This window comes from Lelliottia sp. 489 (assembly GCF_050435885.1).
In the GTDB taxonomy this organism is placed as follows: domain Bacteria; phylum Pseudomonadota; class Gammaproteobacteria; order Enterobacterales; family Enterobacteriaceae; genus Enterobacter; species Enterobacter nimipressuralis.
In genome coordinates this window covers 897,388-912,881 of sequence record NZ_JBNDLC010000001.1, presented here as the reverse complement: position 1 = coordinate 912,881, position 15,494 = coordinate 897,388, and the positions used below count along the sequence as shown (strand labels likewise).

Sequence of the window (15,494 nt, the reverse complement as noted above, 5' to 3'; positions counted from 1 at the left end):
GCGTACCGAATCGATTCAGATAAAGGGTTAGAGTTAAATTAACGAAGACTTCCGTGAATTATTTTAGATAGTGAAAAAATAATTTATGTGATGAAGATCCGTAATTTAGCTTCACAGAGGAGATTTATCCCAAATGAAAATCGACTCTGTTACAGATCTTTGCAAAGGAAAGTAAATCTTTGCTAAAAAGCCATTGTCTCTGATATGTTTAGCCTCCGTTTAATAACCAGGAGTATAGGGCTACAGCCCACTGTATGGACCGTCACCGACGTCAGTCATCTTCCAGGCCATTTTGCGCCTCGCACGCCGGCGATCCTCGCCACTCGTTGAACATGTCTACCGCCATTTCGCCCACGCTTTCCGGGGCGCCGTTTTGTCATTCCTTTAGCAGGAGCTTGTCATGGAATTCTTAATGGACCCGTCAATCTGGGTGGGATTACTCACGCTGGTTGTTCTCGAGATTGTTCTTGGTATCGACAACCTGGTGTTTATCGCCATCCTTGCGGATAAGCTGCCACCTAAACAGCGCGACAAAGCGCGTTTAATCGGTCTTTCGCTGGCGCTGATCATGCGTCTTGCGCTGCTGTCCGTTATTTCGTGGATGGTTACCCTGACCAAACCGCTGTTTACCGTCTGGGATTTCACCTTCTCCGGTCGTGATTTGATCATGCTGGTGGGGGGGCTATTCCTGCTGTTCAAGGCCACCACTGAGTTGCATGAACGGCTGGAGAACCGCCAGCACGACGATGGGCACGGTAAAGGCTATGCGAGTTTCTGGGTTGTTGTCGCACAGATCGTGGTGCTCGATGCCGTGTTCTCCCTGGACGCGGTAATTACCGCCGTCGGTATGGTGAACCACCTGCCGGTGATGATGGCTGCGGTTGTTATTGCGATGGCCGTGATGCTGTTGGCCTCGAAGCCACTGACTCGCTTTGTGAACGAACATCCAACGGTGGTGGTGCTGTGTCTTAGCTTCCTGCTGATGATTGGTCTGAGCCTGGTCGCAGAAGGTTTCGGCTTCCATATTCCGAAAGGCTACCTGTACGCCGCGATTGGCTTCTCGATCATTATCGAACTGTTTAACCAGATTGCGCGTCGCAACTTCATTAAGCAGCAGTCAAATCAGCCGCTGCGCGCCCGTACCGCTGACGCCATCCTGCGTCTGATGGGCGGTCGCCGCCAGACGACCGTCCAGCCGGAAAACGCGAACCATAACCCGGTGCCGGTTCCGGAAGGGGCGTTCGTTGAAGAAGAGCGCTACATGATTAACGGCGTGCTGTCACTGGCCTCCCGCTCATTGCGCGGCATTATGACGCCACGCGGTGAAATCAGCTGGGTCGATGCCAACCTGAGCGTCGATGAAATCCGCCAGCAGCTGCTCTCCTCGCCGCACAGCCTGTTCCCGGTGTGTCGCGGTGAGCTGGATGAAATCATCGGTGTCGTGCGTGCCAAAGAGTTGCTGGTGGCGCTGGAAGAGGGCGTTAACGTCGAAGCGATTGCGGCGGCCTCACCGGCGATTGTGGTTCCGGAGACGCTGGACCCGATCAACCTGCTGGGCGTGCTGCGTCGTGCGCGCGGTAGCTTTGTGATTGTCACTAACGAATTTGGCGTAGTACAAGGCCTTGTCACGCCGCTGGACGTGCTGGAAGCCATTGCCGGTGAATTCCCGGACGCCGATGAAACGCCAGAAATCGTGGCGGATGGCGACGGCTGGCTGGTCAAAGGGACAACCGATCTGCACGCTCTGCAGCACACGCTGGGTCTCGATAACGTCATCAACGATGAAGAAGATATCGCGACCGTTGCCGGATTAGTGATTGCCGTGAACGGCCAGATCCCGCGCGTTGGCGATATCATTGAGCTGCCGCCGCTGCAAATCACCATCATGCAGGCAAATGATTATCGCGTAGACCTGGTGCGTATTGTTAAAGAGCAGTCCGCCCACGACGAAGAAGAGTAATCAGGCTCAGCGTAAGGGCATAATCGGAACGATATGCCCATTCCGCGGTGCTGGTGGAGGCGAGCTTTCCGCCAGCCACCGCGGAAAATCTTTCAGCGGCATCGGCCGCGCATACAAAAATCCCTGCAAAATCGTCACGCCGTGATCGCGCAAATAGCGCGCCTGCTCCTGCGTCTCCACCCCTTCCGCCACCAGTTCAAGATTCAGCCGCTGGCCCAGGGCGATAATCATATCCGTCACCGTCGAATTCACCGCATCTGTCCCGAGCGCCGTGGTGAAAGACTTATCGATTTTCAGCACGTCAGGGCGCAGTTTCTCCAGCCAGGAGAGCGAACTGCTGCCGGTGCCAAAATCATCAATCGCCAGTTTGACCTCTTTGCGATGCAGCTCCCGCACAATGCGATAATCCATATCCAGCAGGGCATCCCGCTCGGTGAGTTCAACAATCAGCTGTTGTTTGGGATGCGCGCTGAACCAGTAGCGGTTCAAATCCTGTAACAGCATCCCGTTGCGAAAATGGCTGGCCGCCACGTTAATCCCGATATGAAAGCCTTTATTAGCGGGAAAATAGCCAATCTGACGGACGGTTTCTGCGATCACATAGCGCGTCAGAGGAACAATCAGATTGTGTTCCTCCGCCAGCGGAATAAAAACATCCGGGGAGATCCACCCCTGACGGGGGTTATTCCAGCGCAGCAAGATCTCCACGCCGACGCATTTCTGCGTGCGGGCATTGAGTAACGGCTGGCAAAACAGCTCGAACTCGCGTGCAGCCAGGCCGAGATTAAGCTCCCATGTGAAGCTCATGCGACTGGCGGTGGCAAGCCAGGCGATATAGCCCAGCAGCAGGCTCAACAGCACCGCCAGTGGGAGCTGGGAGGGCAGATTTTTCAGCGCCAGTTGGCTCGCGCCAGGCCCGCTGACGGTAATGGTGAAGGGGAAATGGGCCGAAGACTGACGCAGGATCATCGCGTCATCGGTATAGGTGAGCGTGTCGGTAACATTCTGACCGTAGCGAAGAAATTTATTGCCCGCGCTTAAGCTCACGTCAGTGATCAGCGGAGGCTGCGGCTCAAGCATCATGCGGGTGATAAGCTCGATATTCACAACCTGCATCACGCCGTCTTCGCCGCTGTCAGAGACTGGATACCACTGGATTAAAATCGGGCTGCCTTTCAGCAGCGATTTATCCGTCGACAGCACCAGCTGCGGCTGGCTTGAGGGTAATGCCGGTTGTATCTGACGGATCGGCACGTCGCGGATACCAAAAATACTGGAGCAGTAGAGGATCCCGTCTTTGATCAACCCAATAGAGCGCACGGTTTGCAGAGTTGCAGCCTGTTTTCGTAACGACAGATGGATATCAACGCAGGGGGCACCCACCAGGGATTGCAGTTTTTCGCGGCCACTCTCAAGGGGAATAAGGATACTGTCCAGTGCATTCACAGAGTGGTTTGCAAAGGCGTGAATACGGTCCTGATTTACATTACGCTGTGAAATAAACCGAAAGCTCAGGGTCAAAAAGAGCGTAAAAAGCGCCACCAGCACACAGACAATAATGCGGTTTCGGCGATAGCTTTTAATGATCCTTTGCGCAGTTTGCATGAAAAGGACGCTCGATAAGCCGCCAGCACCAGGCGCCGGGGCAACACAGAAAGTGTAGTGGGGAAATGTTAAGGTGACGAGACAGCGGAGAAAATTCGCCCATCCGTTGCAGATGGGCATATCCCCGTCATACTTCACGCCGTTTTAAACGTCCTGCGGCGTGACGTATTCAGGGGACAGTCGAACTGGTTAGTCGCACTGCACCTTGATCGCCAGGCCGCCGCGAGAGGTTTCACGGTATTTGGCGTTCATGTCTTTGCCGGTTTCGTACATGGTCTCGATGACCTTATCCAGCGACACACGCGGCTCGCTGGTGCGGCGCATGGCCATACGCGAGGCGTTGATCGCTTTCACGGAGGCGATGGCGTTACGCTCGATGCACGGTACCTGCACCTGGCCTGCGACCGGGTCGCACGTCAGACCAAGGTTATGTTCCATCCCGATTTCCGCTGCCACGCAAACCTGTTCCGGGCTGGCACCCAGCAGTTCAGACAGGCCCGCCGCCGCCATGGAACAGGCTACGCCCACTTCACCCTGACAGCCCACTTCAGCACCGGAGATAGACGCATTCATTTTGTACAATGCGCCCACGGCACCCGCTGCGAGGAAATAGCGGATGTAAATGTCAGGCGTCACCGGCTCGATAAAGTGATCGTAATAGGCCAGCACCGCCGGAACGATACCGCATGCGCCGTTAGTGGGTGCCGTCACCACGCGGCCACCGGCGGCGTTCTCTTCGTTCACCGCCAGCGCAAACATATTCACCCAGTCGACCACGTTCATCGGGTCGTTGGAGAATTTATCAGTCGTCACCAGCATACGGCGCAGGGCAGAGGCACGACGCGGTACGCGCAGTGGCCCAGGCAGAACGCCCTCGGTGTTGATCCCACGGTCGATACAGGCCTGCATGGTCTGCCACACGTTAGCAAAATAGTCTTCGATCTCTTTTTTGCTGTGCAGCGCCAGTTCGTTTTGCATCACCATGCCGGAGAGCGACAGGCCGGTCTGTTTGCAGTAGTCGAGCATTTCCTGCGCAGACTTAAACGGATAAGGGACGTTAACGTCGCCCGCCGTGTCTTTGCCAAAGTGCTCTTCGTCGACGATAAAACCGCCGCCGATGGAGTAATAGGTTTTGCTGTAGATCACTTTGTCGCCGTTAAAGGCGTGGATCTGCATGCCGTTTTCGTGCAGTGACAGGTTATCACTGCGAAAACGCATGCCGTCGTCGTGGGGGAAATCCACTTCATGCTTGCCGTTAGCCAGCAGCAGGCGACCGCGTGTTTCAGTGTCACGGATAAACGCCGGAATGGCGTCAATATCCACGGTGTCCGGCATGTTACCTGCCAGACCCATAATAATGGCGATATCGGTGTGGTGGCCCTTACCCGTTAAAGAGAGTGAACCGTAAACGTCAACGGCTACACGGGTAGTGCTTTCCAGTAATCCTTTTTCGACCAGATCATCGACGAACTGTTTACCGGCCTTCATCGGCCCTACAGTGTGGGAAGAAGACGGGCCAATCCCCACTTTGAACATGTCGAATATACTAATCACTTTCTTACTCCTGACAGGGTTACCGGGGTTCCAGTAACGATGTTATAACTGCGCATAGTGTAAGAGGGAAGTTACAGGTCGGCTGAACTATTCACATGAATTAAACTAATGAATAACCCCTGTTTTGCTAATGGTGCGACGCCCCTCGCAAACCCGAAGAAAAATTCAGAATGTAAAGTATAGTCAAGGCTTCAGGCCGATTTGCAGTGCCAGCTCACGAATAATGCCCGCCGTCATGCCCCAGACAAAATAATGCTGATACCACGACAGCCACACTCGGTGATCGTGTCCACGCCGTTGAATATCCAGCGGATGATATCGGCTCAGTCGAAGGGCTTCCGCCAGCGGCATTTCGAACACCGCCGCCACTTCATCTTCGCTGGCGTGATAGCGCAGATTGGGCGGGATAATCCCGACGACCGGCGTTACCTGAAAGCCGGTCACGCTGTCCACCGGCGGTAACACGCCAATCACCTCAACGGATTCTGGCGGGATCGCCACCTCTTCCTGGGCTTCGCGCAGGGCAGCGGCAATCAGTGAGGCATCGGAGGCATCGACTGCCCCCCCGGGAAACGCCACCTGACCTGCGTGCTTACGTAAATGCGACGAGCGTTTGGTCAGCAACAATCCTGGCTGCTCGCGGCGTACCACCGGGATTAACACCGCGGCCTGGCGGCTGTTCAGCGCATCACGATTCACCTGCGGGCGCAAAAGCTGAAAGCGCGACAGAAAATCATCCAGGGTCAGATCGTGGGTATCCAAATGTTAGCTCTCCAGTTGATGCAGGATGCGGTTCACTTTATCAAACGTTTCCTGATATTCCGCGTTTGCCTGGCTGTCGGCCACAATCCCGCCGCCTGCCGAACAGTAGAGCTGCCCGTCGCTGGCGGTCAGGGTGCGGATGGTTATGCTGGTATCCATCGTGCCACACCGGCTCAGATAGCCAATGCTGCCGCACCAGGCGTTACGGCGTTGCGGTTCCAGTTCGTCAATGATCTGCATGGCGCGCACTTTCGGCGCGCCGGTGATCGACCCGCCAGGAAACGCCGCACGTAGGAGATCGCAGGCAGAACGGCTTGCCGGGAGACGCGCGGTAATCGTGCTCACCAGATGATGCACCGCCGGAAATGGCTCCACCACGAACAGCTCGGGAACGCGCACGCTGCCCGGCTCCGCGACGCGACCAATATCATTACGCATCAGATCGACAATCATCAGATTCTCGGCGCGATCTTTTGGCGAGGCAGCGAGTTTCTCCGCCTGCAGCCGATCGGCGTCAGGGTCCGTGAGGCGCGGCAGGGTGCCTTTAATCGGGCGCGTCTGGATAGTGCCATCGGCGAGATGAATAAAACGCTCCGGTGAGAGGCTCAGGACTGCGCCCTGTTCCAGACGCAGGAAGGCGCTGAACGGCGCGCGATTACTGGCGTTCAGGCGCGTAAACGCCTGCCACTCATCGCCCGCGTAAGTCGCCTGAAAACGCTGGGCGAGATTCACCTGATAGCAGTCACCGCTGTGCAGATACGCCTGCACCTGCGCAAACTTCTGCGCGTACTCATCCGCGCTCATATTGGAACGCCACGCGGAGGTGAGCGTAAAATCGATGGCCGGAACGGGCTGCTGCGTGTCGAGCCACGCCAGCCGCGCGTCAGCGTCGCTGTGGCTGAGCAGTGAAACCCGTTGTTTATGGTGATCAACAATCACCGCCCAATCGTACAGCCCAACGGCCATATCCGGCAGCGTAATATCCTTCTGCGCGTGCTCTGGCAGCGTTTCAAATCGGCGGCCCAGGTCATAGCCAAACAGCCCCAGCGCTCCCCCCTGGAAAGGCAGATCAGGATCCGTTGCAGCGCTGAACGGTAGGGCGTTCAGTTCGCGCTCAAGCAGGGCGAGCGGATCGTCAGTGGATGTGACAACGTCACTTGACGATATCTGCGTGGAATCACCGCGGGTCGTCAGGGTGGTGAGCGGATCGGCGACCAGAATATCAAAGCGGCTGTAAGGGTGATCGGCATGCCCGGAGTGCAGCAGCATCGCCCACGGGAGATGGCTTAAGCGCGCAAACCAGAATTCGGCGGCGTCATGACGCCAGGGTAATGAAATGACAGTAGGGGGTAACGGGTTCATGTGTGGCATACTACCGGGCAGCGTGAATTTATTAGCGCAGATAATTTAGCAGGAGTTGATAATGTTTGCAGGTTTACCTTCCCTCAGTCATGAACAGCAGCAAAAAGCCGTCGAGCGTATTCAGGAACTGATGTCCCAGGGAATGAGCAGCGGACAAGCGATTACGACCGTAGCCCAGGAAATTCGCGCCACCCATACCGGCGATCGGATTGTGGCGCGTTTCGAGGATGACGAAGACGACGAATAATCGTCTTATACCGCCGCGATTATCTTGATTTCAACTTTATACTGCGGCTTCATCAGCGTGGCCTGTACCGTACAGCGTACAGGCGCGTGACCCGCTACTACCCACGCATCCCAGGCTTTATTCATCGCGGCAAAGTCGTCTTTATTCGCCAGGAAAATGGTCGCATCCAGAATGCGTGATTTATCGCTGCCCTGTTTTTCCAGAACCGCGTCAATTTGCGCCAGCGTATTGGCCGTTTGCTCGAACGCATCAGCGTCCAGGTTTTCGGGGACACCCGTGTAGTAGAGCGTCTGATTGTGAATCACAACGTCAGACCAGCGGGCTTCCGCATCAATGCGCACAATTGTCATAAACCTTTCCTCATAAATGGTTTCAGGCCGCAAGACTGCCATAATGTTCCGTCAACGTCTATTTCGACTGGCACAGGAGAGGGCGGGCTGACATAATCCCTGTGCAAAAATACAGTGAGAGAGCAACGTGGCAGACGATTTTTCAGCAGACGGTCAGTTAGCGCAGGCGATTCCCGGTTTTAAACCGCGCGAGCCGCAACGACATATGGCGGAAGCGGTCACCCGCGCCATCAAAAATACCCAGTCGCTGGTGGTCGAGGCAGGCACCGGGACGGGCAAAACTTACGCCTATCTTGCCCCTGCGCTGCGCGCGAAAAAGAAAGTGATCATCTCAACCGGCTCGAAAGCGTTGCAGGATCAGCTCTACAGTCGCGACCTGCCGACGGTGGCAAAAGCCCTGAACTATAAAGGCCGCCTGGCACTGCTGAAAGGGCGCTCAAACTATCTCTGTCTGGAGCGTCTCGAACAGCAGGCGCTGGCTGGCGGCGATTTGCCGGTTCAGACCCTGAGCGATGTGATCATCCTCCGCGCCTGGGCGAATCAAACCATCGACGGGGATATCAGCACCTGCGCCAGCGTCACCGAAGATTCTCAGGCGTGGCCGCTGGTGACCAGCACCAACGACAACTGCCTCGGCAGCGACTGCCCGCTGTATAAAGATTGTTTTGTCGTCAAAGCGCGTAAAACCGCGATGGATGCCGACGTGGTGGTGGTGAACCACCATCTGTTCCTGGCGGATATGGTGGTTAAGGACGGCGGTTTTGGTGAGTTGATTCCGGAAGCGGAAGTGATGATCTTCGATGAAGCCCATCAACTGCCGGATATTGCCAGCCAGTATTTTGGTCAGTCGCTCTCCAGCCGTCAGCTCCAGGATCTCGCCAAAGATTTCACCATTGCCTATCGCACCGAACTGCGCGACACCCAGCAGCTGCAGAAATGCGCTGACCGGCTGGCGCAAAGCGCGCAGGATTTTCGTATGCAGCTGGGCGAACCCGGCTATCGCGGGAATCTGCGCGAACTGTTAGCCGACAGCAATATCCAGCGCGCGCTGCTGCTGCTCGATGATGCGCTGGAGCTGTGTTATGACGTGGCGAAACTGTCTCTCGGGCGCAGCGCCTTGCTCGACGCCGCTTTTGAGCGCGCCACGCTGTACCGCACGCGCCTGAAACGTCTCAAAGAGATCAACCAGCCCGGCTTTAGCTACTGGTATGAATGCACCGCGCGCCAGTTCACCCTGGCGCTCACGCCGCTGACCGTGGCCGATAAATTCAAAGAGGTGATGGCGCAGAAACCGGGAAGCTGGATATTTACCTCCGCGACGCTCTCCGTGAACGACGATCTGCATCATTTCACCGAGCGACTGGGGATTGAAGAGTCAGATTCACTGCTGCTGCCCAGCCCGTTCGATTACGAAACCCAGGCGCTTCTCTGCGTGCCGCGCAACTTACCGCTGCCGAACCAGCCGGGCGCGGCGAAACACCTTGCGGCAATGCTCAAACCGATGATCGAGGCCAACAATGGCCGCTGCTTCATGCTGTGCACCTCCCACGCCATGATGCGCGATCTGGCCGAACAGTTTCGCGCCACCATGACCTTACCCGTGCTGTTGCAGGGGGAAACCAGTAAAGGCCAGCTGTTGCAGCAGTTTGTGACTGCCGGTAACGCGCTGCTGGTGGCAACCAGCAGTTTCTGGGAAGGGGTGGACGTGCGCGGGGATGCGCTCTCCCTGGTGATTATCGACAAACTGCCCTTTACCTCCCCGGACGATCCGCTGTTGAAAGCGCGCATGGAAGACTGCCGCCTGCGTGGGGGCGATCCTTTTGACGACGTACAGCTCCCGGATGCGGTTATCACCCTGAAGCAGGGCGTCGGGCGTCTGATCCGTGATACGGACGACCGCGGAGTGCTGGTGATCTGCGACAATCGCCTGGTGATGCGCCCTTACGGCGCGACATTCCTTGCCAGCCTGCCACCCGCGCCGCGCACGCGGGACATTAATCGCGCGGTGCGTTTCCTGGCGAACCCAACGGCGGAGTAATTTGCCCTGGAGTGTGCTAAGATGCGCGCCATTTTGTGACTACCCATTGCGAGAGCGCGAGACCCATGCGAATTCTGGCTATTGATACCGCTACAGAGGCCTGCTCCGTTGCCCTGTGGGATAACGGTACCCTCTTTGCCCATTTTGAAGAGTGCCCCCGGGAACATACCCAACGTATTCTGCCGCTGGTGAAAGAGATCCTTCACCAGGGCAACTCCACTTTAACTGAACTCGATGCGCTGGCCTTTGGCCGTGGGCCGGGCAGCTTCACCGGCGTGCGTATCGGTATTGGTATCGCACAGGGCCTGGCGCTGGGCGCCGATCTGCCAATGATTGGCATTTCCACACTCGCCACCATGGCGCAGGGCGCATGGCGCAGCACTGGCGCGACGCGTGTGTTGGCCGCGATTGATGCGCGCATGGGCGAAGTCTACTGGGGCGAGTATACGCGCGATGAGCAGGGCGTCTGGCACGGTGAAGAGACCGAGTCGGTGCTCAAACCGGACGCCGTTGCTGAACGGTTGAAACAACTTTCCGGCGAGTGGGCTACTGTGGGTACAGGCTGGCCAGCCTGGCCGGATATGGCAAATGACAGCGGTCTGACGCTGGTCGATGGTCAGGTGTTACTCCCCCATGCTGAAGATATGCTGCCGATCGCCTGTCAGCTGCTGAGCGCGGGAAAAACCGTGGCCGTTGAACACGCTGAGCCGGTTTATTTGCGAAATGAAGTGGCCTGGAAGAAACTTCCGGGCAGGGCGTGAATCTCAGTAATAAGCACTGAGAAAAGGGAGTCGCATCATGGCGGTTCAAACAAAGGTTGTACGCCTCTTCATAGCGGGCGCTATCGCTGTGGCATTAAGTGGATGTGTCACCGTTCCTGACGCGATCAAAGGAAGCAGTCCGACACCGCAGCAGGATCTGGTGCGGGTGATGAATGCGCCTGAGCTTTACGTTGGCCAGGAGGCACGCTTCGGCGGCAAAGTGGTGGACATCCAGAACCAGCAGGGCAAAACCCGTCTGGAAATTGCGACGGTGCCGCTGGACAGCGGCGCGCGGCCAGTACTGGGCGAACCTTCGCGTGGGCGAATTTATGCAGACGTGAACGGTTTCCTCGATCCGGTCGATTTCCGTGGCCAGCTGGTGACGGTCGTTGGGCCAATCACCGGCACGGTACAGGGGAAAATCGGTAACACGCCGTATAAATTTATGACCCTGCAGGCCACCGGCTACAAACGCTGGCACCTGACCCAGCAGGTCATGCTGCCACCGCAGCCTATCGACCCGTGGATGTGGGGACCTCACCCGTACCGTTACGGCGGCTACGGTGGATGGGGCTGGTACAATCCAGGCCCGGCTCAGGTTCAGACCATCGTTACAGAATAACTTACTGTTATTATTAGATAAGAGACAGCGGCTCAGCCGCTGTCTCTGTTTTTTACGGATATAACACAAAAAAAAGAGTGACGCGCTTCGCAACCTTAAATTCGAACAATTAATAAACTGGTACGCTGAGTTAATATAATGTTAACGAACTGTTTATTATCGGGGTTGTGATGACGACGAACACTCATTTCAGAGGTGATGCATTGAAAAAGGTTTGGCTTAACCGTTATCCCGCAGATGTTCCTGCGGAGATCAATCCTGACCGTTATCAATCCCTGGTTGAATTATTTGAGCACTCGGTCGCGCGCTACGCGGATCAGCCTGCGTTTGTAAACATGGGCGAAGTGATGACCTTCCGCAAACTGGAAGAGCGCAGCCGGGCCTTTGCCGCCTATTTGCAGGAAGGCCTGGGCCTGAAGAAAGGGGACCGCGTCGCGCTGATGATGCCAAACCTGCTCCAGTATCCGGTGGCACTGTTCGGTATTTTGCGGGCGGGGATGATCGTGGTTAACGTCAACCCGCTCTATACTCCGCGCGAGCTGGAGCACCAGTTGAATGACAGCGGCGCGGCGGCGATTGTGATTGTCTCCAACTTTGCCCATACGCTGGAAAAAGTGGTCGATAAAACTCAGGTCCGCCACGTGATCCTGACCCGCATGGGCGATCAGCTGTCGACCGCCAAAGGGACGCTGGTTAACTTTGTCGTCAAATATGTGAAGCGTCTGGTGCCGAAATACCATCTGCCGGATGCCATCTCTTTCCGCCGCGCGCTACAGAGCGGCTATCGCATGCAGTATGTGAAGCCGGAAGTGGTCTCAGACGATCTGGCCTTCTTGCAGTACACCGGGGGTACCACCGGCGTTGCGAAAGGGGCGATGCTGACCCACCGCAACATGCTGGCGAACCTTGAGCAGGTGAATGCGACCTACGGCCCGCTGCTGCACCGCGGCAAAGAGCTGGTGGTCACGGCGCTGCCGCTGTATCACATTTTTGCTCTGACCATGAACTGCCTGCTGTTTATCGAGCTGGGCGGACAGAATTTACTGATTACCAACCCGCGTGATATTCCGGGGCTGGTGAAAGAGCTGGCGAAATATCCGTTCACCGCCATGACCGGGGTGAACACGCTGTTTAATGCACTGCTCAACAACAAAGAGTTCCAGCAGCTCGACTTCTCCACGCTGCACCTCTCTGCGGGCGGTGGCATGCCGGTTCAGCAGGCGGTGGCCGACCGTTGGGTGAAACTCACCGGGCAGTATCTGCTCGAGGGTTACGGCCTCACAGAGTGCGCGCCGCTGGTCAGCGTTAACCCGCATGATATCGATTATCACAGCGGTAGCATTGGTCTGCCGGTGCCGTCAACGGAGGCCAAACTGGTCGACGACGAAGGCAACGAAGTGCCTCACGGTGAGCCGGGCGAACTGTGCGTCAAAGGCCCGCAGGTCATGCTCGGCTACTGGCAGCGCCCGGATGCGACGGATGAAATCATCAAAGACGGCTGGCTCTACACGGGCGACATCGCGGTGATGGACGACGAAGGTTTCCTTCGCATTGTCGATCGCAAAAAAGACATGATTCTGGTCTCCGGTTTTAACGTTTATCCTAACGAGATCGAAGACGTGGTAATGCAGCACGATGGGGTGCAGGAAGTGGCTGCCGTCGGTGTGCCGTCCGGCAGCAGCGGTGAAGCGGTGAAGATATTCGTGGTCAAAAAAGACCCCTCGCTGAACGAAGATGAACTGATCGCGTTCTGTCGTCGTCAGCTTACCGGTTACAAAGTGCCGAAGCTGGTGGAGTTCCGCACGGAGCTGCCAAAATCGAACGTCGGTAAGATATTACGACGAGAATTACGTGACGAAGCGCGTTCCAAAGTGGACAATAAAGCCTAAGCTTCGAGTGAGTCGCCACCACACGCCGGTTAGCCGGCGTTTTTTATGGGCGCAAACCAGAGAGAAACCGTTTTGAATTACCAGATGATCACTACCAACGACGAGCTGGCAACGCTGTGCAACGTCACCCGCGACTTTCCCGCCCTTGCTCTGGATACCGAGTTTGTTCGCACGCGAACCTACTATCCCCAGTTGGGTTTGATCCAGATGTACGATGGCAAAAAAGTCTCGCTGATTGACCCGCTGGGTATCACGGACTGGGCGCCGATGCGTGAACTTCTGCTCGATACCGCCGTGACCAAATATCTGCATGCGGGTAGTGAAGATCTGGAGGTATTCCTCAATACCTTTGGCGTGATGCCGGAACCCCTGATTGATACGCAAATTCTCGCCGCTTTCTCCGGCCGTCCGCTCTCCTGGGGCTTTGCCGCGATGGTGGAAGATTATACCGGCATTGCGCTGGATAAGAGCGAATCACGTACCGACTGGCTGGCGCGTCCACTGACTGAACGTCAACTGGACTACGCCGCTGCCGATGTCTTTTACCTGCTGCCGATTTGCGGCCAGCTGATGAAAGAGGCTGAAGACGCCGGCTGGCTGGATGCAGCGCTCAACGAATGCCGTATGACACAGCAGCGTCGTCAGGAAGTGGTCGACCCGAAAGACGCCTGGCGCGATATCACCAACGCCTGGCAGCTGCGTACCCGTCAGCTTGCCTGCCTGCAGCTGCTGGCCGACTGGCGTCTGCGCAAAGCGCGCGAGCGCGATCTGGCGGTCAATTTTGTCGTACGCGAAGAGCATCTGTGGGCGGTTGCGCGCTATATGCCGGGCAGCATGGGCGAACTGGACAGTATCGGATTATCGGGCAGTGAAATTCGCTTCCACGGAAAAACGTTGCTGGCACTGGTCGCCAAAGCCCAGCAGTTGCCGGACGATGAACTGCCGGAGCCACTGTTGAACCTGATGGATATGCCAGGCTATCGCAAAGCGTTCAAAGAGATCAAAGCGCTGGTGCTGGAAGTGGGAACGGAAAACAAGATAAGCCCAGAGCTGCTGGCGTCACGCCGTCAGATCAATCAGCTGCTGAACTGGCACTGGAAGTTAAAACCACAGAATGGCCTGCCGGAACTGATTGCGGGCTGGCGCGGGGAGTTGATGGGCGAACGTCTGAAAACCCTGCTGGCAGACTATCCGCAGTAATAAAATTGCCGGGTAAGCGAAGCGCTACCCGGCATTGATACGTTCATAATGCTATGGACGTGACTCTTCCGCTTCTGGCAGCGTCACGTTCAGCTCCAGAATCGAAATATCCCCATCCTTCTGCTCCAGCTGCACGGTGACCATCTCCGGGTCGATCTGCACATACTTACAAATCACTTCCAGGATGTCTTTGCGCAGTTGCGGCAAATAGTGTGGTTCAGCATCGCTGCGGCGACGTTCCGCAACGATAATTTGCAGTCGCTCTTTCGCGATGTTGGCGGTGCTTTTTTTCCGCGAGAGAAAAAAGTCCAGTAATGCCATAACTTATCCTCCGAACAGGCGTTTGAGGAAACCTTTCTTCTCTTCTTCAATGAAGCGGAAAGGACGTTCTTCTCCCAGCAGACGGTCAACGGTATCAGCGTAGGCTTTACCCGCGTCTGCCATCGTATCGAGGATCACCGGCTCGCCCTGGTTAGAGGCGCGCAGCACGGATTGATCTTCCGGAATGACGCCAACCAGTTTGATGCGCAGGATCTCCAGCACGTCTTCCATGCTCAGCATGTCACCCTTATTAACGCGACCCGGATTGTAACGGGTCAGCAGCAGGTGCTCTTTAATCGGGTCCTGACCATTTTCCGCGCGACGAGATTTAGACGCCAGAATGCCCAGAATACGGTCAGAGTCACGTACAGAGGAGACTTCCGGGTTGGTGGTGATAATGGCTTCGTCAGCAAAATACAGCGCCATCAGCGCGCCCGTTTCGATACCGGCAGGGGAGTCGCAGACCACAAAGTCGAACTCCATCTTTTTCAGTTCGTCGAGCACCTTCTCCACGCCTTCGCGGGTCAGCGCATCTTTGTCGCGCGTCTGAGAAGCAGGAAGAATAAAGAGGTTTTCCGTGCGCTTATCTTTAATCAGCGCCTGGTTAAGGGTGGCATCGCCCTGAATGACGTTAACAAAGTCATACACAACGCGACGCTCACAGCCCATGATCAGGTCGAGGTTACGCAGGCCGATATCGAAATCGATAACAACTGTCTTCTTTCCCTTCTGGGCCAAACCAGTAGCGATGGCCGCGCTGGAGGTGGTCTTGCCAACGCCTCCTTTACCCGAAGTCACAACAATAATGCGTGCCATAGAAATT

At 56.2% G+C, this 15,494-nt stretch carries 15 protein-coding genes; 8 read left to right on the top strand and 7 right to left on the bottom strand.

Annotated elements, in window-relative coordinates; genetic code table 11:
• Positions 1-254 precede the first annotated feature (254 nt).
• Both ABIE11_RS04620 and yoaE read left to right on the top strand, forming a co-directional pair.
• Positions 255-413, top strand: coding sequence for a protein YoaL (locus ABIE11_RS04620; protein ID WP_371923348.1), 159 nt, complete (start codon positions 255-257; stop codon positions 411-413).
• Entirely contained in the window at positions 401-1,960 is a 1,560-nt protein-coding gene (gene yoaE, locus ABIE11_RS04615; RefSeq protein ID WP_100779822.1) for a CNNM family cation transport protein YoaE, read from the top strand. Before ABIE11_RS04620 ends, yoaE begins: the two co-directional genes overlap by 13 nt.
• Positions 1,961-1,966: 6 nt before the next feature.
• On the opposite strand, the gene ABIE11_RS04610 is transcribed toward yoaE, so the two are convergent.
• From ABIE11_RS04610 to pabB, 4 genes are all read right to left on the bottom strand, one after another.
• On the bottom strand, positions 1,967-3,565 hold the full coding sequence (locus ABIE11_RS04610; protein WP_102103959.1) for an EAL domain-containing protein: 1,599 nt from the start codon (positions 3,563-3,565) through the stop codon (positions 1,967-1,969).
• Positions 3,566-3,754: 189 nt separating this feature from the next.
• Positions 3,755-5,119, bottom strand: coding sequence for an L-serine ammonia-lyase (gene sdaA, locus ABIE11_RS04605; protein WP_100779824.1), 1,365 nt, complete (start codon positions 5,117-5,119; stop codon positions 3,755-3,757).
• 183 nt (positions 5,120-5,302) lie between these two features.
• On the bottom strand, positions 5,303-5,881 hold the full coding sequence (locus ABIE11_RS04600; protein WP_429184061.1) for a CoA pyrophosphatase: 579 nt from the start codon (positions 5,879-5,881) through the stop codon (positions 5,303-5,305).
• Positions 5,882-5,884: 3 nt separating this feature from the next.
• Positions 5,885-7,243, bottom strand: coding sequence for an aminodeoxychorismate synthase component 1 (gene pabB / locus ABIE11_RS04595; RefSeq protein ID WP_429184060.1), 1,359 nt, complete (start codon positions 7,241-7,243; stop codon positions 5,885-5,887).
• Between the two features lie 61 nt (positions 7,244-7,304).
• Between pabB and ABIE11_RS04590 the strand changes: the two genes are divergently transcribed.
• Positions 7,305-7,490 carry a YoaH family protein gene (locus ABIE11_RS04590; protein ID WP_100779827.1) on the top strand — a complete coding sequence of 62 codons (186 nt, stop codon included), beginning with the start codon at positions 7,305-7,307 and terminating at the stop codon, positions 7,488-7,490.
• A 5-nt stretch (positions 7,491-7,495) separates the two neighbouring features.
• On the opposite strand, the gene ABIE11_RS04585 is transcribed toward ABIE11_RS04590, so the two are convergent.
• Positions 7,496-7,840, bottom strand: a complete 345-nt coding sequence (locus ABIE11_RS04585; protein WP_107703380.1) for a RidA family protein — start codon at positions 7,838-7,840, stop codon at positions 7,496-7,498.
• A 127-nt stretch (positions 7,841-7,967) separates the two neighbouring features.
• On the opposite strand from ABIE11_RS04585, the gene ABIE11_RS04580 reads away from it, so the two are divergent.
• The 5 genes from ABIE11_RS04580 to rnd all read left to right on the top strand — a co-directional run bounded on the left by ABIE11_RS04580 (position 7,968) and on the right by rnd (position 14,350).
• Entirely contained in the window at positions 7,968-9,878 is a 1,911-nt protein-coding gene (locus ABIE11_RS04580) for an ATP-dependent DNA helicase (RefSeq protein WP_429184059.1), read from the top strand.
• 65 nt (positions 9,879-9,943) lie between these two features.
• Positions 9,944-10,639 carry a tRNA (adenosine(37)-N6)-threonylcarbamoyltransferase complex dimerization subunit type 1 TsaB gene (gene tsaB / locus ABIE11_RS04575; RefSeq protein ID WP_429184058.1) on the top strand — a complete coding sequence of 232 codons (696 nt, stop codon included), beginning with the start codon at positions 9,944-9,946 and terminating at the stop codon, positions 10,637-10,639.
• A 37-nt stretch (positions 10,640-10,676) separates the two neighbouring features.
• Complete coding sequence (locus ABIE11_RS04570; protein WP_100779831.1) at positions 10,677-11,261, top strand: Slp family lipoprotein; 585 nt, start codon at positions 10,677-10,679, stop codon at positions 11,259-11,261.
• A 203-nt stretch (positions 11,262-11,464) separates the two neighbouring features.
• The gene (fadD, locus tag ABIE11_RS04565; RefSeq protein WP_231275805.1) at positions 11,465-13,150 is read left to right on the top strand and encodes a long-chain-fatty-acid--CoA ligase FadD; all 1,686 of its coding nucleotides are present in this window, start codon (positions 11,465-11,467) and stop codon (positions 13,148-13,150) included.
• Between the two features lie 72 nt (positions 13,151-13,222).
• Positions 13,223-14,350 carry a ribonuclease D gene (gene rnd, locus ABIE11_RS04560; protein ID WP_429184272.1) on the top strand — a complete coding sequence of 376 codons (1,128 nt, stop codon included), beginning with the start codon at positions 13,223-13,225 and terminating at the stop codon, positions 14,348-14,350.
• A gap of 51 nt (positions 14,351-14,401) precedes the next feature.
• On the opposite strand, the gene minE is transcribed toward rnd, so the two are convergent.
• Positions 14,402-14,671: a cell division topological specificity factor MinE gene (gene minE / locus ABIE11_RS04555; RefSeq protein ID WP_010432714.1), complete on the bottom strand. Its 270-nt coding sequence runs from the start codon at positions 14,669-14,671 to the stop codon at positions 14,402-14,404.
• 3 nt (positions 14,672-14,674) lie between these two features.
• Positions 14,675-15,487 carry a septum site-determining protein MinD gene (gene minD / locus ABIE11_RS04550; protein ID WP_100779834.1) on the bottom strand — a complete coding sequence of 271 codons (813 nt, stop codon included), beginning with the start codon at positions 15,485-15,487 and terminating at the stop codon, positions 14,675-14,677.
• Between the last annotated feature and the right edge of the window lie 7 nt (positions 15,488-15,494).